At 74.8% G+C, this 22,278-nt stretch carries 3 protein-coding genes; 1 reads left to right on the forward strand and 2 read right to left on the reverse strand.

Features of this window, described 5'->3' with window-relative positions; all coding sequences use genetic code 11:
- Nucleotides 1–30 precede the first annotated feature (30 nt).
- Nucleotides 31–444: an SRPBCC family protein gene (locus ACIGA3_RS12360; protein ID WP_399713637.1), complete on the forward strand. Its 414-nt coding sequence runs from the start codon at nt 31–33 to the stop codon at nt 442–444.
- On the opposite strand, the gene ACIGA3_RS12365 is transcribed toward ACIGA3_RS12360, so the two are convergent.
- On the reverse strand, nt 441–7,946 hold the full coding sequence (locus ACIGA3_RS12365) for an amino acid adenylation domain-containing protein (RefSeq protein WP_399713639.1): 7,506 nt from the start codon (nt 7,944–7,946) through the stop codon (nt 441–443). The genes ACIGA3_RS12360 and ACIGA3_RS12365 overlap by 4 nt on opposite strands.
- Nucleotides 7,943–22,261, reverse strand: coding sequence for an amino acid adenylation domain-containing protein (locus tag ACIGA3_RS12370; RefSeq protein WP_399713640.1), 14,319 nt, complete (start codon nt 22,259–22,261; stop codon nt 7,943–7,945). Before ACIGA3_RS12370 ends, ACIGA3_RS12365 begins: the two co-directional genes overlap by 4 nt.
- Nucleotides 22,262–22,278: the final 17 nt, after the last annotated feature.

Raw genomic sequence — 22,278 nt, forward strand, 5'->3', positions numbered from 1 at the left:
CCGGCCCCCAGGCCGGGGCACAGCCGGACCATGGGTAACTACGACAACTCGATCAACGTGGCCGTCCCGGTGGACCGCCTCTTCGCCTACCTCGCGGACGTGGAGAACCTCCCGGCCTACCTCCCCCGGCTGACCTCGGTCGAGCCGGAGGGCGGGGACCGGGTCACCGTCACCGCGCACATCGACCCGCCCGGCGAGCCCGAGCAGGACGTCACCAGCCAGGCGTGGGTCCATGTGCTGGAAGAGGGCAAGAGCCTGGAGTGGGGCGCGCCGGGCCCCGACGACTACCACGGCCGGCTGCATGTGGCCGCGGGCGACGAGGCGGGCAGCTCGCGGCTGACCGTCGAGCTGCACACCGACAACGTCGAGGGCGAGCACGTCACCCGCGGCCTGGAGGAGGCCCTGCACGGCATCAAGCGCGCCGCCGAGCAGTCCGCCCGCTAGCGCGCGGTCCCTCCCTTCCCCGGCTCCGGCAGGAAGCCCGTGCGGTGGAACCAGGTGAGGTAGCGGGCGAGGACCTCGTCGGTCAGCGGGGGCTGGTGAACACCGAGGACGCCCACGGCCTTGGCCGTCTGGTGGGAGTCGAAGCGGCGCTGGTCCATCGCCTCGTGCCGGGTCTGCGGCTCGTCGCCCAGGAAGAGCTGGGCCGCGTTGCCGGGGTCGGCGGCGACGCGGGCCTGCCACTCCTCGACCGGGACGGTGCTCAGCTCGTGGCCGAGCCGGGCGGCCGCCTGGAAGACGCGCCCCAGGTCCGGGGCGTCCGGGTTGGTGAAGTGATGGACCTCCCCGCCCGTCTGCACCGACCCGGCGAGCGCCACGACGGCCCTGCTGACGTGGTCCACCGGCACCCAGTCGGTGGAGCCGTACGGCAGGTCGGGTACGGCCCCCGCCTGGAGGCAGCCCTTGATGAGCTGCCACAGCAGGTCACGGTCCTGGCAGGCGCCGGTGGCGGTGTCGCCGCTGATCCGGCCGGGGCGGTGCACGGTGACCGGCAAGCCGCGTTCGCGGGCGAGTCCGACCAGGCCCTCCGCGACCCACTTGCTGCGGGCGTAGCCGTCGGGCAGGGCGGACGGCGGACCGGTCGGGGTGGCCTCGGTGATGGTGACGGGGTCGGGCCCGGTGGCCGGGGCGAACACGCTGGTGGTCGAGATGTAGTGCATGCCCGGTGACGCCGAGTCGGCGAGCAGCCGCAGCAGTTCCTCGGTGCCCGCGACATTGGGGGCGCGCAGATCCCCGTACCCGGCGGCGAAGTTGACGCGGGCGCCGTTGTGCAGGACGGGCCCGAGACGGCGGACCAGTGCGCTGCGGTCCTGCGGGGTCAGGCCCAGGCCGGGGGCGGCGAGGTCGCCCGGCACCGCGTTGATCAGGGTCTCGTAGCGGGGCTGCCAGAGGCCGTAGTGCTCCAGGTTTGCGCGCAGCCGCTCGGCTGCCCGGCGGGGGTCCTCGGCGCGGACGAGGCAGTCGACGGGGCCGTCGGTGCTGTCGATGAGGTCCCGCAGGAGGAACGCGCCCAGGAACCCGGAGGCACCGGTGAGCAGTGGACGGGCCGTGGGGCGGGCGCTCCTGCGGGCGGTAGCGGTGATGTCCGGTGCGAGGCGGACCTCGGCGGCGAGGTCGGGCCCGCTGCCGTACCCCTGCTCTCCCGGTATGCGGTCCAGCAGGCGGGCGATGCCCTCCACCGTCGGCGCGGCGAACAGGTCCCGCAGGGACAGGCGCCGGCCGCAGCGTTCCTCGATCCGCTGGGCGAGGGTGACGGCGAGCAGGGAGTGGCCGCCGAGGGCGAAGAAGTCGTCCTGGACGCCGACTTGGGGCACACCGAGGGTCTCGGCGAACGCCGTGCACAGCTCGCGTTCGAGGTCGGTGCGCGGGGCCGTGCCCTCGCCGGGTGCCGTCTGCTCGGGCGCGGGGAGGGCCTGCCGGTCGGTCTTGCCGTTGGGGGTGAGGGGCAGGGCGTCGAGCGTGACGTAGGCGGCCGGGACCATGTGGTCGGGCAGGGTCTCGGCGAGGCGGGCGCGCAACTCGGTCGCGTCCGGCACCTGTTGTCCCTCCTCGGGAACGGTGTACGCCACCAGGCGACGGTCGCCGGGCCGGTCCTCGCGGACCGTGGCGCAGGCCGAGGCGATGCCGGGCAGCGCGGTGAGCGCGGCCTCGATCTCGCCCAACTCGATGCGGAAGCCGCGCAGTTTGACCTGGTCGTCCACGCGGGAGACGTAGACGAGTTCACCGTCGGTGGTCCAGCGCGCCAGGTCGCCGGTGCGGTACATCCGGCCGCCCGCGCGGTCGAACGGGTCGGCCACGAATCGGGTCGCGGTCAGGGCGGCCCGCTCGTGGTAGCCGCGGGCCAGGCTGGCGCCGGAGACGTACAACTCACCGACCACGCCGGGCGGTACGGGGGCCAGCCGGTCGTCCAGGACGTGGACGCGGGTGCCGTCGACGGGGACGCCGATGGGCACGGTGCGGTCGGGGGCGAGGGGGCCGTCGGCGTGCTGGAAGGCGCTCATGGTCGCGCAGACGGTGGTCTCGGTGGGGCCGTAGGCGTTGACGAGGTGCCGGTCGCGCGCCCAGGTGTGCACGAGGTGGGGCGGGCACGCCTCACCGGCGAGGGCGATGGTGGTGCCCTCGGGCAGCGAGCCGGGCGGCATCACGGCGAGCGCGGCAGGGGGCAGGGTGAGGTGGGTGACGCCGCGTTCCCGGACGGTGCCGGCGAGGGCGGGGCCGGGCAGCAGGGCGTCGCGTTCGTCGATCTCCAGGCAGGCCCCGGTGAGCAGGCCCATGCACATCTCCCAGAACGCCGCGTCGAAGCTGACGGACGCCAGGTGCAGCACCCGGTCGCCGGGGCCGACCCGCAGCCGCTCGGCATGGGTCCGGGCCAGCGCGCCGACACCCTGGTGGGTGACCACCACACCCTTGGGCAGGCCGGTGGAGCCGGAAGTGTAGATGACGTACGCCGGGTGCGCCGGGTCGGGGTCACCCGAAGCGGGCGCCGCGCTCTGCGTGAGGTCCCCGACGTGGACGTACGGCACCGGCAGCTCGGGCAGCCGCTCGCGCACCTCGGGGGTGGTCAGCAGCAGGCGCGGCCGGGAGTCCTCGACCATGTGGGTGAGGCGGCGGGCCGGATAGTCCGGGTCGAGCGGTACGTACGCGGCCCCGGCCTTGAGGACGCCGAGCAGGGTGACGAGCAGCTCGCGGGTACGGGGCAGCGCGACGGCGACCCGGTCCTCGGGGCCGATACCGCGTGCGGCGAGGCCGGCGGCGACGGAGTCGGCGCGGGCGTCCAGCTCGCGGTAGGTGAGCGTGGTGGTGGCGTCGCGGACCGCCGGGGCGTCCGGGGTGCTCCGTACCCAGCGCCGGAAGAGGGCGGGGACGCTCTCGGGCCGGCCGGCCTCGGGGCCGGTGCCCCAGGCGGTGACGCGGGCGCGGTCGGCGTCGGTGAGCACGTCGTAGGCGCGCAGCGGGCGGTCGGGGTCGGCGGTGACGGCGGTGAGCAGCCGGACGAGGCGTTCGCCGAGGGCGTGGACGGTGGCCGCGTCGAAGAGTTCCGTCGCGTAGTCCACGGCGGCCCGCATGGCGCCCGGCGCGCCCTGGTCGTCGTGGGTCTCGGCGAAGGTGAAGGACAGGTCGAACTTGGCCACGTCCAGCTCGACCGGCACCGGGCTCACGGTGAGGTCCGGCAGCTCGACGGGGGCGGCCGGGCTGTGGTTCTGGAGGACCAGCATGGTCTGGAAGAGCGGGTGGTGGCTCTGCGAGCGGGCGGGGTTGAGGAGTTCGACCAGGCGCTCGAAGGGGAGGTCCTGGTGGGTGTAGGCGGAGAGGTCGAACTCCTTCACCCGGTCCAGGAGTTCGCGGAAGGTGGGGTCACCGGAGAGGTCGGTGCGCAGGACGAGGGTGTTGACGAAGAAGCCGACCAGATCGGCGGCGGCCTCGTCGGTGCGTCCGGCGACTGCCGTGCCGAGCGGGATGTCCTCGCCCGCGCCGTGCCGGGAGAGCAGCAGGGACAGGGCGGCCTGGAGCACCATGAAGACACTGCATCCGCTGGTGCGGGCGAGGTCCGCGATCCGTCGGGCGGTGGTGGCGTCCAGGGTGAAGTCGTGTGTGGCGCCGCTGTGTTGGGGGACGGCGGGGCGGGGCCGGTCCCACGGCAGGTCGATCAGCTCGGGCAGCCCGCCCAACGCCTGCTTCCAGTGGTCCAGTTGCCCGGACAGCACGCTCGACGGGTCGTCCTCGTCACCGAGGAGGGCCCGCTGCCAGAGGGCGTGGTCCACGTGGTCGACCGGCGGTGCGGTCCACGCCGGGGCCTGCCCGCCGACGCGGGCCCGGTAGGCGGTGCCGAGGTCTCGGGTGAGGGGTGCGAGCGAGGAGCCGTCGGCGGCGATGTGGTGGACGACGAGCACCAGCACGTGGGAGTCGTCGGAGAGCCGCAACAGGGTCGCCCGGAGCGGGAGTTCGCGCTCGATGTCGATGGCCTCGGCGGCGATCCCGGCTACGGCCGCGTCGAGCCGGCCCTCGTCGGCGCTCCGGACGACGAACGGCACGGTCGCCGCGCCGGGTTCGGTGATGTGCTGGCGCGGCCCGTCCCCGTCGGCGGGGAAGACGGTGCGCAGCGCGGAGTGCCGGGCCACCACGTCGTCGAGCGCGGCGCGCAGGGCTTCCTGGTCGAGCGGGCCGTCGAGGCGTACGGCGAAGGGGATGTTGTAGGTGGCGGAGGGGCCGTCGAGCCGGTGCAGGAACCACAGGCGGCGCTGTGCGTAGGACAGCGGCAGTACGGCGGGGCGCGGCTGCGGGACGAGGGCGGGGCGGGCCGGACGGTCCCCGTCGGCGAGGACGGCCGCGAAGGACGCGACGGTCGGGTGCTCGAAGAGGGTGCGGATCTCGGTCTCGGTGCCCAGCGCGGTACGGACGCGGCCGACGAGCCGGGTGGCGAGCAGGGAATGGCCGCCCAGGGCGAAGAAGTCGTCGTCGACGCCGACTTGGGCCACGCCCAGCACGTCGGCGAACAGTCCGGCGACGATCTCCTCGTGCGCCCCGCGCGGCGCCCTCCCCGCGGCTCCCGGTCCCGAACTCACAGGCGCAGGCAAGGCGGCCCGGTCGAGCTTGCCGTTGACGGTCAGCGGCAGGGCGTCCAGTGACTGGATGGCGGACGGCACCATGTAGGAGGGCAGGTGGCGGCCGATGTGCGCGGCCAGCCGGCCGGGGTCCGCGGTGTGGCCGGGGGCGGGGACGACGTACGCGGTGAGGGTGCGGTCGCCGGGGAGGTCCTCGCGGACCAGGACGCAGGCGGCGCGCACGGACGGGTCGGTGCGGAGCACGGCCTCGATCTCGGCGGGCTCGATGCGATGGCCGCGCAGCTTGACCTGCTGGTCGGCGCGGCTGACGTAATGGATCAGGCCCTCGTTGTCCCAGCGCACCACGTCGCCCGTGCGGTACATCCGCGCGCCGCCGCCCTCGAACGGGTCGGCGACGAACCGGGTGGCGGTCAGGCCGGGCCGCCCGAGGTAGCCGCGCGCGACGCCGGGGCCCGCGATGTACAGCTCGCCCTCGGCGCCGGGCGGTACCGGGCGCAGGGCCGCGTCCAGGACGTAGGCCCGCATGCCGTCCAGCGGGCGGCCGATCGGTGGCATGCCGGGCGGGGTGTCGGCCGGGACGTGGTGGAGGGTGGCGAAGGTCGTGGTCTCGGTGGGGCCGTAGGCGTTCAGGACCGTCGTGCCGGGGTGGGCCGTGGCCAGCTGCTGGAGCACGCCGGGCGTGGCGGCCTCGCCGCCGGCGGCGGCCAGCCGGAGCAGGCCGAGGGCGCCGGGGTCGGTCTCGGCGATGACGTTGAACAGGGCGGTCGTCAGGAAGGCCGCGGTCACCCCGTGCCGGGCGACGAGGTCCCGGAGCGTGGCGGGCTGGAGCGTGCCCTCGGGGGCCACGACGACCCGGCCGCCGCTCAGCAGGGGCGCCCAGATCTCGAAGGTGGCCGCGTCGAAGACGTACGCCGAGTGCATCAGCACCGCCTCCGCCACCCCGTCGGCCCAGGTGCGGTCGGCGGCGAGGGCGGCGATGTCGGCGTGGGTGACGCCGACGGCCTTGGGCAGGCCGGTGGAGCCGGAGGTGAACATGACGTACGCGAGCCGGTCGCCGCCGGACACGGCGGGCAGGGCGCCGGGGGCGAAGGGGCCGCCGCTGAGGACGCGTCCGGCGGGGTCCACGGTGAGTACGGGGATGTCGAGTCCGCGCACCCAGGGGTTCTCGCGGGTGGTCTCGTCCACGATCAGGGCGCGCAGCGGGGCGGACTCATTGACGCGGTCGAGGCGTTCGGCGGGCCAGCGCGGGTCCAGCGGGACGTAGGCGGCGCCCGCGCGCAGGACCGCCAGGGAGGCGGTGACCTGGGCCGAGGAGCGGCCGAGCAGGATGCCGACCCCGTCCTCCGCGCCGACCCCGGAGCCGGTGAGGGCTCGGGCCAGCCCGGTGGACAGTTCCTGGAGCAGCCCGTAGGTCAGCTCCTCACCCGCACCGGTGACGGCGACCGTGCCGGGGTGACGCTCGGCCTGCCGGGCCACCGCGTCGGGGACGCTCAAGTTCCGCACGTACAGCCGGAGTTCCGCGCCGCGTCCCGTCTCCAGCAGCCGCTCCCGCTCCCCCTCCAGCAGCAGGGGCAGGCTGTCGGCCCGTACGTCGAGGCCCTCGGCCATCCGGGTGAGCAGGCGGCGCATGCGGGCCACGGTCTGCTCGATCTCCGTGCGGTCGAGCAGGGCGGAGCGGTAGCCGAAGGTGATCCTCAGGCTGTCCTCGCCGGGGGCGATGGTGAGGGTGAGCGGGTAGTGGGCGGCGTCGGTGCCGTCGATACCGGCGACGGTGAGCCCGGCCATGCCCTGCTGGGCGGTGCGCAGGGCCTCGGCGTCGAGCGGGTAGTTCTCGAAGACGGCGAGGGTGTCGAAGAGCCGGTCGAGTCCGGCGGTCTCGCATATCTCGGTGAGGCCCACGTACTGGTTGCCCAGCAGCCCCGCCTGCTCCTCCTGGAGCCGGGTGAGCAGCGCGGCCAGGCTCTCGCCGGGCTCGGGGCGCAGCCGTACCGGGACGGTGTTGATGAAGAGGCCGATCATCGTCTCGATGCCGGGGATCTCCGGCGGCCGCCCGGAGACGGTGGTGCCGAACACCACGTCGGAGCGTCCGGTGAGGTGGGCCAGCACCAGGCCCCAGGCGCCCTGGACCAGGGTGTTGAGCGTGAGCCGGGAGGCGCGGGCTGTCTCGCGCAGCCGGTGCGTAGTGGCGCGGTCCAGCTCCAGCACGAGGGTGTCGGGCAGCTCGGCGGAGTCCGGTCCCTCGGGCGCGCCACGCCCGGCGAGCAGGGTGGGCGTCTCCAGCCCCGCCAGCGCGTCCCGCCAGGTGCCCAGCGTGGCGGCCCGGTCCTGCGCGGCCAGCCAGGCGAGGTAGGTGCGGTACGGGGTCACGCGGGGCAGCGTGATGTCGTCGCCCTGGCGGGCGTACAGCTCGAACAGCTCGCGCACCAGCAGCGGGACGGACCAGCCGTCGAAGAGGAGGTGGTGGCTGGTCATCACCAGGCGGTGCCGGCCGGGCGCGGTGTGGACGAGGGTGAACCGCATCAGGGGCGGGGTGGTGAGGTCGAACCGGCGGGTGCGGTCCTCGGCGAGGAACGCGTCCAGCGCCTCGGAGCCGTCGGCCGAGGTGAGGTCCAACTCGACCAGTGGTACCGGTACTTCGGCGGCGACCGCCTGGACGGGCTGGTCCAGGTCCTCGTGGAGGAAGCCGACCCGGAGGTTGGCGTGGCGCCGCAGCAGGGTGCCGATGGCGGCCCGCAGCGCGGGGACACCGACGGTGCCTTCGAGGTCGAACACGAACTGGGTGGTGTAGACGTCCACGGCCTGGGAGTCGTAGAGCGAGTGGAAGAGCATGCCCGCCTGCAACGGCGTCAAGGGCAGTACGTCCTCCAGCTGGAACCCGGTCACTTGCGTCCACCCCACTTGTTCTGAAGTCGGTCGATCTGGGCCTGGTCGAGGGAGACCAGGGGAAGGTCGGAGGGCGTGTAGCCGCCCGCGTCGGGCTGTTCGGCGTGTTCGGCGACGGCGCGCAGGGCGCGGGCGAAGGCGTCGGCCAGGTCTGCCACGTCCTCCTCCTTCAGGAGGTCGCCGGGCCAGGCCCAGCGGGTGACGAGGACGGGCCCGTCGGGGCGGTCCTCGGTGTGCGCGTTGATGTCGATGACGTGGTGGACGGGCATGTCCGGGTCCTGGCTGCGCGGCTGGCCGCCGTCGAGCAGGACCTCCCAGTCGCCCGCGCTCCCGGCCGAACCGGCGTAGCGGCCCAGGTAGTTGAAGCCGATCTGCGGGGCCGGCACGGTGAGCCGGTCGCGGGTGGCGGGGTTGAGGTGCCGCAGCATCCCGTAGCCGACGCCGTGGTCGGGTATCGCCCGCAGCTGTTCCTTGATCTGCTTCACGGCGCGGTCGATCAGGGTCGCGTCGAAGCGCGCGGGGTCGACGACCCGGCCGGGGCCGGGGTCGAGGCGGACCGGGTAGAGGCTGGTGAACCAGCCGACGGTGCGGGAGAGGTCGATGTGGTCGGCGAGCTGCTCCCGGCCGTGCCCCTCCAGGTCGATCAGGACGGCCGTGTCGTCCGTGCGGCCCGTACCCCGGTCCTCGCGCCAGGCGCGGATCGCCAGGGCGAGCGCGGTGAGCAGGACGTCGTCGACTCCCGCGTGGAAGGCGGCGGGCGCGGTGGTGAGCAGCGGGCCGGTCCAGCGGGCGTCCAGGTGGGTCGTGACGGTGCGGGTGTGCTCGGCGGTGTCGCGCTCCGCGTCGAGCGGCCGGTGTCCGATGCGGGGGTCGGGGGTGTTCAGCACGCCTTCCCACAGCGGGAGTTCGCGTTCCCGCTCGGGGGTGCGGGCCTGGGTGGCGAGGAGGCGGGCCCAGCTCCGGTACGGCGTGGCGACGGACGGAAGTGCCGAAGGCGTGCCGGTGAACGTCTGCCAGGCGGTGGCCAGGTCGGCGCCGAGCACCCGCCAGGAGACCGCGTCGACGGCCAGGTGGTGGACGACGATCAGCAGCCGGCCGGGCGTGCGCGGGCCCGCGTCGCCCCACACGGCCTCGATGACATGGCCGTCGGCGGGCCGCAGCCGGGCGCGGGCCTGCTCGCCCGCCTCGGCGAGCGCGGCGGACGCGGCGGCCGCGTCGAGCCCGGTGATGTCGAGCCGGGTGAGGCGCTTGCGCGCGAGCACGGAGCCGGGCGGCTGTGCGTACAGGACCGGCTCTTCCTCGGTGGAGCGGGCGACACGCATCCGGAGCATGTCGTGGTGGTCGATGAGGAGTTGGAGGGTGCCGATGAGGGATTCCTCGTCGGCGTCGGCCGGGGTGCGCAGGACCGCGGACTGGTTGTAGCCGTCCGTGGCGCCGGGCCGCTCCAGGAACCAGGCCGCGATGGGCGTGGGCGGCATCTCGCCGGTGCCCGCCTCGGCGGGTTCGGCCGAGTCCGCCGTCAGCACGGTGGCGACGGCCGCGATGGCCTCGGGTGTGCGGTGCACGAAGACGTCGCGCGGGGTGACGGCGAGCCCGGCCTGCCGGACCCGGCTGACGAGCTGGATGGACAGGATGCTGTCGCCGCCGAGCGCGAAGAAGTCGTCGTCGGTGCGCACGGCGTCCGCCCGCAGTACGGAGGCGAACACCTCGCACAGCACGCGTTCGCGCTCGGTACGCGGCTCCCCGCCCGGCCGGGTGCCGGTGGCCCGCGCCGGGGCGGGCAGGGCGCGCCGGTCGGTCTTGCCGTTGGTCATCAGCGGCAGCGCGTCCAGGCGCACGAAGACGGCGGGCGTCATGTACGGCGGCAGCACGTCGGCCAGCCCCCGGCGCAGCGCGTCGTCGGCCAGGTCCGCGCCCTCTCCCCCGCCGGGCACCACGTAGGCCACCAGGCGCCGTTCGCCCGGCTGGTCCTCGCGTACGAGGACGCAGGCGGCGGTGATGCCGGGCAGGGCGGTGAGCGCGGCCTCGATCTCGCCGAGTTCGATGCGGAAGCCGTTCAGCTTGACCTGGTCGTCGGCGCGCGAGACGTAGGTGAGCAGGCCGTTCGCGTCGCGCCGGACGAGGTCGCCGGTGCGGTACATCCGGCTTCCGGCGGGCCCGTACGGGTCGGCGACGAAGCGGGTGGCGGTGAGCCCGGCCCGGCCCAGGTAGCCGCGCGCCAGCCCGTCACCGGCGATGTACAGCTCCCCGGTGACGCCCGGCGGCACGGGCTGGAGGCGGGCGTCGAGCACGTGGGCGCGGGCGTTGTCGACGGGGCGCCCGAGCGGCACGCTCCCCTCGGCGGTGTCGGTGTCGTCGGTGTGGTGGTGGGCGGTGGCGTCGATGGTGGTCTCGGTGGGCCCGTACAGGTTGTGCACCTCGGCCCGCCAGGCGTCCCGGACCCGCCGGGCCAGGGTGCGCGGCAGGGGTTCGCCGCCGCACAGGACGGCCCGCAGGGTCGCGGGTGCTTCCTCGCCGGCCGTCTCGGTGAGGACCAGCGAGAGGTGCGAGGGCACGAACTGGGCGATGGTGACGCCGAGTTCACGCGTCCGGGTGAGCAGTCCGGCGGGGTCGTGGTTGAGGGCTGCCGGTACCGGGCAGGTGGAGCCGCCGTGCAGCAGCGGCAGCCAGGTCTCCCACACCGAGGCGTCGAAGCTGGGCGAGGTCCGGGCGAGGACACGGTCGTCGTCGGTGAGGGCGAGGTGGTCGGCCATCCAGGCCATGTGGTTGGTGAGCGAGGCGTGGGTGACGACGACACCCTTGGGGCGGCCGGTGGAGCCCGAGGTGTAGATGACGTACGCGGCGTCGCGCGGGTCGGGCGTGGTGGCGGGCGGTGCGACGTGCCCGGTGGACCAGGTGGCCCGGTCGTCCAGCGCGAGGCAGGGCAGGGGCAGTTGACGGCGTTCGGTCCGGTGGGCGTGGGTGAGCAGGAGGACGGGGCGGGCGTCGGACAGGGTGTACGCGATGCGCGCCTCGGGGTGGTCCAGGTCGATCGGCAGGTAGGCGGCCCCGGCCTTGGTCACGGCGAGCATCGCCACCACCTGGTCCGGGGTGCCCTCCAGGGCGAGGGCGACGAGGTCGCCCCGGCCGATGCCCCGGCCGCGCAGGTGGTGCGCGAGGTCGTTGGAGAGCTGGTCGAGTTCGGTGAAGGTCTGGCTGTGGTCGGCACCGCGTACCGCGACGGCGCCCGGGGTCCGGGCGCACTGGGCGCGGAACGCCTCGGGTGCCGTCCGCGCGGCCACGGCCCGGACCGGCCCGAGCGCGGCCTCCGCCAGCCGCTGCCGCTCGCCCGTGCTCAGCACCTGGGCCTCATGGACCCGTTGGCCGGGGTCGGCCGCGAGGGAGGCGAGGAGGCGGGTCAGCCGGTCGGCGAGGGTGTACGCGGTGGCGTGGGTGAACAGCTCGGTGGAGAACTCCAGGACCCCGTCGAGCCCCGTGGGCCGCCCGGCGGTGTCCTCGGTCTCGGTGAAGGTGAAGGTGAGGTCGAACTTGCTGATGCCGGTGCGCACCGGCTGCTCCGAGACGGTGAGGCCGGGCAGCTCGATGTCGGCGCCGGCCTGGTTCTGGAGCACCAGCATGGTCTGGAACAGCGGGTGGTGGTTCTGCGCCCGGTCCGGGCTGAGGGCGTCCACCAGCCGCTCGAAGGGCACGTCCTGGTGGTCGTAGGCGGCGAGGTCGAACTCCCGCACCCGGTCGAGCACTTCGTCGAAGGTGGGGTCGCCGGTGAGGTCGGTGCGCAACACCAGGGTGTTGACGAAGAAGCCGACCAGGTCGTCCAGGGCCTCGTCGGTGCGTCCGGCGACGGCGGTGCCCAGCGGGATGTCCTCCCCGGCGCCGTGCCGGGACAGCAGCACCGACAGGGCGGCCTGGAGCACCATGAAGAGGCTGCACCCGCGGGCGCGGGCCAGCGCGGCGAGCGCCTGGTGGGTGACGGCGTCCACGGGGAAGGCGAACGCGTCCCCGCGGTGCCCGGTGACAGCGGGGCGCGGCCGGTCGGCGGGCAGCTCCAGCAGCTCGGGCGCTCCGGCCAACGCTTCTCGCCAGAAGGCGAGTTGTCCGGCGGCCCGGCTGTCCGGGTCCTCCTCGTCGCCGAGCAGCGCGTGCTGCCACAGCGTGTAGTCGGCGTACTGGACGGCGAGATCGGTCCAGCCGGGTTCCTCGTGCGCGAGGCGCGCCCGGTACGCCTCGCCGAGGTCGCGGGCGAGCGGCGCGAGCGACGAGCCGTCGCCCGCGATGTGGTGCAGGACCAGTACGAGGACGTGCGACTCGGCGCCGAGCCGCACCAGCCGGGCCCGCACCGGCGCCTCGGCGCTCACGTCGAAGGCGTGGGCGACCTCGGCGGCCAGCACCTCGTCCAGGCGGGCGGGGTCGGTGTCGCGGGGCGTGAGGTCGAGGTCGGCGGCCCCGGCGTCGAGGATCAGCTGACGCGGCACGCCGTCGGTGTCGGGGAAGACGGTGCGCAGGCTCTCGTGGCGTTCGACCACGTCGGCGAGCGCGCTCTCCAGGGCGTCGGCGTCCAGCGGGCCGTCCAGCCGCAGCACGAGCGGGACGTTGTAGGTGTCGCTGGGGCCCTCGAACCGGTTGAGGAACCACAGCCTGCGCTGTGCGAAGGACAGCGGCAGCGGCTCCACCCGGTGCTCGGCCCGCTCCAGTGGGAGCCGCGCCACCTCGGCGCCGTCGAGCACGCCGGCCAGCGCGGCCGGCGCCGGGTGCTCGAACAGGGTCTTGACGGGGACTTCCACGCCGAGCGCGGCGCGGATACGGGCGGTGAGCCGGGTGGCGAGCAGGGAGTGGCCGCCGAGTGCGAAGAAGTCGTCGTCGGGACCGACCGCGTCCAGACCGAGGACATCGGCGAAGAGTCCGCAGAGGATCTCCTCGCGGCCGGTACGGGCGGGGCGTCCGCTCACCGGCGCGTGCTCGGGGACGGGCAGCGCGCGCCGGTCCACCTTGCCGTTGGGGGTGAGCGGGAGCGCGTCGAGCGGGACGAAGGCACTGGGCACCATGTAGGCGGGCAGCGACCGGCCGACGGCCCGGGCGAGGTCGGCGGGGTCGGGGCTCGCGCCGCTCGCGGGGACCACATAGGCGACGAGACGCCGGTCGCCCGGGGTGTCCTCGCGGACGACGGCGAAGGCGTCCGCGACACCCTGGCAGGAGGCCAGCGTGTTCTCGATCTCGCCCAGCTCGATGCGGTAGCCGCGCAGCTTCACCTGGCCGTCGGACCGGCCGACGTAGGCGATCTGGCCGTCCGGGGTCCAGCGGACCAGGTCGCCGGTGCGGTACATCCGGCCGCCGGCCGCGTCGAACGGGTCGGCGACGAAGCGGGTGGCGGTCAGGCCGGGCCGGCCCGTGTAGCCGCGCGCCACGCCGTGTCCGGCGAGGTACAGCTCCCCCACCACGCCGGGCGGTACGGGCCGCAGCGAGCCGTCGAGGACGTGCAGGCGCATGCCGTCCAGCGGGCGGCCGATGGGCGGCGGCCCGGCCGGGAGGTCGGCGGTCACCGGGTAGCGGGTGGCGAAGGTGGTGGTCTCGGTGGGGCCGTACACGTGCAGGACGCGGGTGTCGGGCGCGAGGGCCGCGATCCGCTGCATGGCGTCCGGGGAGGCCAGTTCGCCGCCGGCGCACACCAGGCGCAGGCCGGTGAAGGCGCCGGGGTCGGTCTCGGCGATCACGTTGAACAGGGCGGTCGTCATGAAGACGGCGGTGGCCCCGTGGGTGTGGACCGCGTCGTCGAGGGCGCGGGCGTCCAGGACGCCGTCGGGTGCGACGACGATCCGGCCGCCGTGCAGCAGCGGGGCCCAGATCTCGAAGGTGGAGGCGTCGAAGACGTACGCCGAGTGCATCAGCACGGCGTCGGCGGCGCCGTCCCGCCAGGCCGAGTCGGCGGCCAGCGCGACCACGTCGGCGTGGGTGACGCCGACGCCCTTGGGCAGGCCGGTGGAGCCGGAGGTGAACATCACGTAGGCCAGGGCGGCGGGGTCCGGGACGGGGACCGGGCGGCCGGGGTGCTCGGGCCCGCCCCGCAGGACGCGGCCGAGCCGGTCCAGCACGACGACCGGTATCCGTTCGGCGGCGGCGCCCACCCAGGGTGAGTCGCAGGCGGCCTCGTCGACCAGGAGGACGCGGACTCCGGCGGCCCCGGCGACCTGGTCGAGCCGTTCCTCGGGCCAGCGGGCGTCCAGCGGGACATAGGCCCCGGCGGCGCGGACCGTGCCGAGCGAGGCCGTCACGACGGCCGGGGACCGGCCGAGCAGCACGCCGACTCCGGTCTCGGCACCGACTCCCAGGCCCGCGAGGGTGCCGGCGAGATGGGCGGAGAGGGCGTCGAGTTCGGCGTAGGTGAGGGTGGCGTCGGCGGCGGTGACGGCCTTCGCGTCCGGGGTGCGGGCGGCCTGGGCCGCGAACAGCGCGGGCAGGACGGCGGGCTCGTCGGTGGCGGGCAGGGCGCGGCCGGTCCCCCACCTGGTCACCCGGGTGTGCTCGTCCGGAGCCATCAAGTCGTGTTCGGCGACCGGCCGTTCAGGGTCGGCGGCGACCCGCTCCAGCAGGCGCAGGAGCCGGGCCGTGAGGTTCTCGACGGTGCTGCGGTCGAACAGCGCGGTGGCGTACTCGACCCCGGCGCCGAGACCGCCGTCGCGGTCCTCGGTGAAGGCGAAGGTGAGGTCGAACTTGCTCAGCCCGTTGTGCACGAGCCGGTCCTCGACGGTGAGACCGGGCAGTTCGGGGCGGGCGCTCTCCTGGTTCTGGAGCACCACCATGGTCTGGAACAGCGGGTGGTGGTCGCGGGCCCGGACCGGGTTGAGGTGCTCCACCAGCCGCTCGAAGGGCACGTCCTGGTGCGCGTAGGCGGCGAGGTCGAACTCCCGTACACGTACGAGGAGTTCGCGGAAGGTGGGGCGGCCGGAGAGGTCGGTGCGCAGGACGAGGGTGTTGACGAAGAACCCGACCAGGTCCTCCAGCGCCTCGTCCGTGCGGCCGGCGACGGGCGAGCCGAGCGGGATGTCGTCGCCCGCGCCGTGCCGGTGCAGCAGGGTGGCCACGGCCGCCTGGAGCACCATGAACAGGCTGCTGCCCGACTCCCGTGCCAGTCGCCGCAGCCGGGTGTGCAGTTCGGCGGGCACCTCGAAGGTGTGGACGCCTCCCCTGGGGTCGACGGCGGCCGGGCGCGGCCGGTCCAGCGGGAGGTCGATCAGTCCGGGCATCCCGGCGAGCGCGGTGTGCCAGTGATCGAGCTGGCCGCGCAGCACGCCGTCGTCCTCGGACCCGGCGTCGCCCTCGCCGAGGAGGGCGCGCTGCCAGAGGGTGTAGTCGGCGTACTGGAGCGGGGTGCCGACGGTCAGCCCCGGCTCGGTGCCTTCGAGCCGGGCCCGGTAGGCCGTGCCGAGGTGGCGGGCGAGCGGGGCGAGGGACCAGCCGTCACCGGCGATGTGGTGGACGACCAGGACCAGCACATGGTGTTCGGGCGCGGAGCGCAGCAGCAGGGCGCGCAGCGGCAGGTCGGTGGTGACGTCGAACGGCTCGCGCACGGCGGCCAGCACGGTGGCGTCCATGTCGGCCGGTGCCGTGCTCACCACGGGCAGCCCGGGCGTGGCGGCCTCGGCGGGCAGGACCGTCTGGTGCGGTACGCCGTCCCGCTCGGGGAACAGCGTGCGCAGCGCCTCGTGCCGCTCGATGACATCGCCGAGCGCGGCCCTGAGGGCGTCCGGGTCCAGGGTGCCGTCGAGTTCGAGGACGAGCGGGATGTTGTACGTGGAGCTGGGCCCCTCCAGCCGGTTGAGGAACCACAGGCGCGCCTGGGCGTAGGACAGCGGCAGCGGCTCGGGGCGGTGCGCGGCCGGCAGCACGGCGGGGCGGGCCCGGCCGGGGGTGTCGAGGGCGCGGGCCAGTCCGGCGACGGTCGGGTGCTCGAAGAGGGTGCGTACCGCGACCTCGGCCCCGAGGACGGCGCGGACGCGGCTGACGACGCGCATGGCGAGCAGGGAGTGGCCGCCGAGGTCGAAGAAGCTGTCGTGCGGGCCGACGGCGGGGCGGTGCAGGACGTCGGCGAAGATCCCGGCGAGCAGCTCCTCCTGCGGGGTGCCCCGGCCGGGGGCCACCGAGGTCTCGGCCTCCGGCTCGGGTTCGGGTTCGGGCAGGGCCCGCCGGTTCACCTTGCCGTTGGGCAGCAGCGGCAGTTCGTCGAGGACGACGACGGCGCCGGGCACCATGTAGTGCGGCAGCGCCTCGGCGAGGTCGTCGCGCAGGGTGAGGGCGCGCGGCGCCCCTTCGGCGGTGACGGCGTAGGCCACCAGCCGGCGCCTGCCGGGGGCGTCCTCGCGGATGACGGCGCAGGCGGCGGTGACGCCGGGGCGGGCGAGGAGCGCGGCCTCGACCTCGCCCAGCTCGATGCGGAAGCCGCGCAGTTTGACCTGGTCGTCGGCGCGGGCCACGTACTCGATCAGCCCGTGCCGGTTCCACCGGACCAGGTCGCCGGTGCGGTACATGCGGGCGCCGGTGGTGTCGAACGGGTCGGCGACGAAGCGCTCGGCGGTCAGGCCGGGGCGGCCCAGGTAGCCGCGCGCGAGGTTGGGTCCGGCGAGGTACAGCTCCCCGGTGACCCCGGCCGGGACGGGCCGTAGCCGGGTGTCGAGGACGTAGGCGCGCATGGTGTCGACGGGCCGGCCGATCGGCACGGTCTCGGCCGCGTGGCCCTCGGCGTCCTCGGGGACGCGGTGGGCGGTGGCGTCGATGGTTGCCTCGGTCGGGCCGTACAGGTTGTGCGCCTCGGCGTGCCAGGTGCGGGTTATCTCGTCGGCGAGGGGGCGCGGCAGGGGCTCGCCGCCGCACAGGACGGCGCGCAGCGCGGGCAGCGGCGCCGCGTCGGCGGCCTCGGCGAGGACGAGCGCGAGGTGGGAGGGCACGAACTGGGCGACGGTGACGGCGAACCGGTCCATCCAGCCGACCAGGGCCCGCGGGTCCTGGTTGGCGCCGTCGGGCAGTACGCACACCTCGGCGCCGTTCATCAGCGGCAGCCACAGCTCCCACACGGAGGCGTCGAAGCTGGTGGAGGTGCGGGCGAGGACACGGTCGCCCCGGGTGAGCGTCAGGTGCCGGCCCATCCAGGCCATGTGGTTGGCGAGCGCGCCGTGCGGCACGGTCACGCCCTTGGGGCGGCCGGTGGAGCCGGAGGTGTAGATGACGTAGGCCGGGTCGGCGGGGTGGATCTTCAACTCCGGCTCGCTTCTGCTGTCGCCCGGTCGACCGGGGTCGAGCCACGGCACGTCGGTGTGCGGCAGCGCCTCGTGGACGTCGCTCGTGGTGAGCAGGAGGACCGGGCGGGCGTCGGCGAACATGTGCCGGATGCGGGTGGCCGGGTAGCGCGGGTCCACGGGCAGGTAGGCGGCACCCGCGCGCAGGACGGCCAGCATGGCGACGACGGAGGTGACGGACGGGGGCAGGGCGAGCGCGACGAGCGTCTCGCGTCCCGCGCCGCGTTCGCGCAGCACGTGGGCCAACGCGTCGGCCCGGGCGTCGAGTTCGGCGTAGGTGAGGTGGGTGTCCGCGTCCCGCACGGCGGTCGCGTCGGGGGTGCGGGCGGCCCACTGGCGGACCGCTTCCGGCGCGGTGGCCGTGGGCAGCGGGCGTGCGGTGCCGTGCCCCTGGGCGAGGAGCCGGTCGCGTTCGCCGGGGCCGAGCGGGTCGAGGTCGCCGACGGGCCGGTCGGGGTTCTCGACGGCCTCGGTGAGGACGCGGGCGAACCGGTCGCACAGGGCACGGGCGGTGGCCTCGTCGAAGAGGTCGGTGGCGTATTCGAGGTAGCCGCCGATGCCCTGGGCGGGCTCGGTCCGGTCGGCGGACGCCGCGTTCTCGGTGAGCGAGAAGGTCAGGTCGAACTTGCTGATCCCGGTGTGCCCGGAGCGGTCGCGGCTGGTGATGCCGGGCAGGTCGATCCCGGCCCGCTCCTGGTTCTGGAGGACCAGCATGGTCTGGAAGAGCGGGTGGTGGTCGCCGGAGCGTTCGGGGTTGACCGCCTCCACGAGCCGCTCGAACGGGATGTCCCCGTGGCTGAACGCGGCGAGGTCGAACTCCTTGACCCGGCCCAGGAGTTCCCGGAACGTCGGGTCGCCGGACAGGTCGGTGCGCAGGACCAGCGTGTTGACGAAGAAGCCGACCAGGTCGTCCAGGGCCTCGTCCGCGCGTCCGGCGACGGCGGTGCCGAGCGGGATGTCCTCCCCCGCGCCGTGGGCGCGCAGGGTCACGGCGAGGGCTGCCTGGAGCACCATGAACGGGGTGCAGCCGGCCGCGCGGGCCAGTCGCACCAGTGCGGCGTGCGCGTCGGCGGGCAGGTCGAAGGGCACCGCCCCGCCACGGTGGCTCGGTGCGGCCGGGCGGGGCCGGTCCAGGGGCAGTTCGAGCAGGTCGGGGGCGCCGCGCAGCGCCTCGCGCCAGAAGGCGAGCTGGCGCCCGGCGAGGCTGTCCGGGTCGCCGTCCTCCCCGAGCAGCCGGCGCTGCCACAGGGCGTAGTCGGCGTACTGGACGCGCAGCGCGGGCCAGTCGGGGGTGTCCTCGCCCGCCAGCCGGGCGCGGTAGGCGGCACCGAGGTCGCGGCTGAGCGGGGCGAGGGACCAGCCGTCGGCGACGACATGGTGCGGGACGAGGACCAGGACGTGGCGGTCGGGACCGAGCCGCAGCAGCCCGGCGCGGAAGGCGACTTCGCCGGCGAGGTCGAAGGGGGCGCCGGACAGGCGGCGGACCGCCTCCTCGGCCCACGCGTCGGCGTGCTCCGCGTCCGGGGGCTCCTCGACGGCGAGCGGGACGAGGGCGGCAGCGGTACCCGCGTCCAGGACGACCTGGCGGGGCACGCCGTCCTCCTCGGCGAAGACGGTGCGCAGGCTCTCGTGCCGGGCGACGACATCGGCGAGGGCGCCGCGCAGGGCGTCGGTGTCCAGCGGGCCTTCGAGGTCGAGGACGAGGGGGACGTTGTAGGTGTCGCCGGAGTCCTCGGCCTGGTTGAGGAACCACAGCCGCCGCTGGGCGAAGGACAGCGGCACCGTGTCGGGCCGGTCCTGCGGGACGAGCGCGGGGCGGGCCTCGCCGGAGGTGTCGAGCACGGCGGCGAGGGTGGCGACCGTGGGGTGCTCGAAGAGGGTCCGCAGGTCGAGTTCGGCGCCGAGCGCGGTGCGCACCCGGCCGGTGAGCCGGGTGGCGAGCAGGGAGTGGCCGCCGAGGGCGAAGAAGTCGTCGTCCACGCCGACGGCGGACACCCCGAGCACATCGGCGAACAGGCCCGCCAGCACCTCCTCGTGGGCGGTGCGCGGGGCGCGCCCGGCGGCCGCGGAGGCGCGGGGCGCGGGCAGGGCCCGGTGGTCGAGCTTGCCGTTGGCGTTCAGCGGCAGCGCGTCGAGCAGGACGAACGCGGACGGCACCATGTAGGCGGGCAGCGTCCCGGCCACGGCCCGCGCGAGAGCGGCGGCGTCCGGGGCCGCACCGGGTGCCGGTACGACGTAGCCGACGAGGCGCCGGTCGCCGGGCACGTCCTCGCGGACCAGGACGCGGGCGGAGCGTACGGCGGGGTCGGCGAGCAGGGTGTTCTCGATCTCGGCGGGCTCGATACGGAACCCGCGCAGCTTGACCTGCCCGTCGACGCGCCCGGCGTACTCGATGTCGCCGTCGGCGGTCCAGCGGGCAAGGTCGCCGGTGCGGTACATCCGGGCGCCGCCCGGGCCGTACGGGTCGGCCACGAACCGGGTGGCGGTGAGCGCGGCACGCCCCTGGTAGCCGCGCGCCACGCCCCGGCCGCTCACGTACAGCTCGCCCACCACGCCGGGCGGCACCGGGCGCAGCCGGTCGTCGAGGACGTACAGGCTCATGCCGTCCAGGGCCCGGCCGATCGGGGGCACGCCCGGCGTGTGCGCGGTGACCGGGTGGCGGGTGGCGAAGGTGGTGGTCTCGGTGGGCCCGTACACGTGCAGCACGCGGATGCCGGGGGCGGCTTCGGCGGCCCGCTGGGTCAGGCCGGGGGCTGCGGCCTCGCCGCCGGTGGCAACCAGGCGGAGCCCGGCGAAGGCGGCGGGGTCGGTCTCGGCCACGATGTTGAACAGGGAAGTCGTCAGGAACAGCGAGGTGACGCCGTACCGCTCGGTCATCTCCCTGAGGACGTGCGGTTCCAGGCCGCCGGGCGGCGCGACGACCACCCGGCCGCCGTTGAGCAGCGGCACCCAGATCTCGAAGGTGGAGGCGTCGAAGACGTACGCGGAGTGCATCAGCACCGCGTCGGCGACGCCGTCCCGCCAGGCCGAGTCGGCGGCCAGCGCGAGTACGTCGGCGTGGGTGACGCCGACGCCCTTGGGCAGGCCGGTGGAGCCGGAGGTGAACATGACGTAGGCGAGGCGGTCGCCCTGCTTCACCTCGGGCGGGGTCCCCGGCCGCTCCGGAGCGCCGCGCAGGAGGCTGCCGCGCTCGTCCACGACGAGGACGGGGAGCGTCCCGGCCGCCCTCTCGACCCAGTCCTCGTCGGCGTTGGCGGCGTCCACCACCAGGGCGCGGACCCGGGCGGTCCCGGCGACCCGGTCCAGCCGCTCGACGGGCCACGCGGCGTCCATCGGTACGTACGCGGCACCCGCGCCCACCGCGCCGAGGGTGGCCGTCACCACGGCGGCCGAACGGCCCACCAGTACGCCGACGCCGTCCTCGGCGCCGACGCCCCAGCCGCTCAGCGCGCCGGACAGCTCGGCCGCCGTCTCGGCCAGCTCGCGGTAGGTGAGGGTGTGCGCCCCGTCCACGACGGCCGGGGCATCGGGCGTACGGCGGACCTGCGCGGCGAACGCCTGCGGAAGAGCGGTGTCCACGGCGGGCAGTTCGGTGCCGCGCCCCTGCGCGAGTACGGCGGCGGTGGCGGTGTCGTCGAGCAACGGCAGTTCGGCGAGCGGGGTTTCGGCGTCCGCACCGGCCAGGGCCGTCAGGAAGGAGACGACGGCGTGCTGGTGCAGCCGGACGTCGTCCGGGTGGTACAGCTCCGGGTTGGTGTCGAACCCGATCAACGGCCCCTGTCCCTCGGAGCGTTCGGAGACGAAGAGGGACACGTCGTCCACCGGGCCGATGGACAGCAGCCGGGAGGTGGCGGGGCTGCCGGCGAAGTCGAGGCCGTACTCGAAGCCCATGATGTTGACGACGACGTCGGTGAGGCGTGCCCCGTCGTCGGCCATGTTGAGCTCGCGGGCCAGCTGTTCGCGGGAGAAGCGGCGGTGCCGCAGCGCGCCGCGCATCTCGGCGGCGACGGCGCGGACCAGGGCGCCGACCGTCATGTCAGGGGCGACGGACAGGCGCAGCGGCAGGATGTTGGAGGTCATGCCGACGATGTGGCGCAGTCCGGCGTGCCGGCCGTGGGAGGCGAGCCCGACCCGGATGTCCTGGGTCCCGGTGACGCGGGCGACGTAGGCGGCGACCGCGCTGACGAGGACGGCGGTCCAGGTGGTGCGGCTGTCGCCGGCCAGGCGGCGCAGCTCGTCCAGGACGGTGACGGGGAGGGTCTCGCCGGAGTGCAGCTGCACCGGCGCCTCGGAAGTGGCGCTCGGGGCGGGGGTGTCGGTGCGGCGGCGGATGAGCGGGGTGGCGGCGCGGGTGTCCGCGTCGGCCTCCGGGCTGTCCCCGGCCGGGGTGGTGAACCGTCCGGTCCAATAGGCGCGGTCGGTCTCGGTGCGGCCGGAGGTGCGGTAGGCGGTTTCCTCGGCCACGAGATCGCGCAGGGGCGCGGCGGTGATCTCGGCCTCGTCCTCGCCCTGTGCCGCGCGGGTGTAGAGGTCGGCGACCGTGCGGGCGACGAGGGCGCCGCTGAGGCCGTCGACGGCGATGTGGTGGTACCGGACGTACCAGTAGTGCAGCGTGGGGCTCAGTCGCAGCAGCGCGAAATGGTGCTGCGGAGCGTGGAGTCGGTCGACGGTGGCCATGTCGTCGGCCATGTACCGCTCGGCCGCGGCGGCGGGGTCGTCCGCGCCGCTGAGATCGACCCGGCGCAGCCTGCTCGGGGCGTCCGGTCCGGTACGGGCCACCCTCTGGCGAATCGTTTCACCGTCAGTGACGAACTCCAGGTGGAGGCTGTCGTGGAGGGACACGGCCCGGTCCACAGCGGCGGCGAATAAATCCTCGTCGAGGCCGCCCCGGATCTCCAGGCATTCCCCGATGTTGTATTTGGGGCTGTCCGGATCGACCAGTTGCCCATACCACACACCCTGCTGCGCGGCGGTCAGTTCGAACGGTTCTTCGGGCGTCGCATCGAACGCGGCCGAGCGGTTTTCACGCATGCGGGATCAACCTTTGG

The organism is Streptomyces sp. NPDC085596, from assembly GCF_044541565.1.
Taxonomy (GTDB): domain Bacteria; phylum Actinomycetota; class Actinomycetes; order Streptomycetales; family Streptomycetaceae; genus Streptomyces.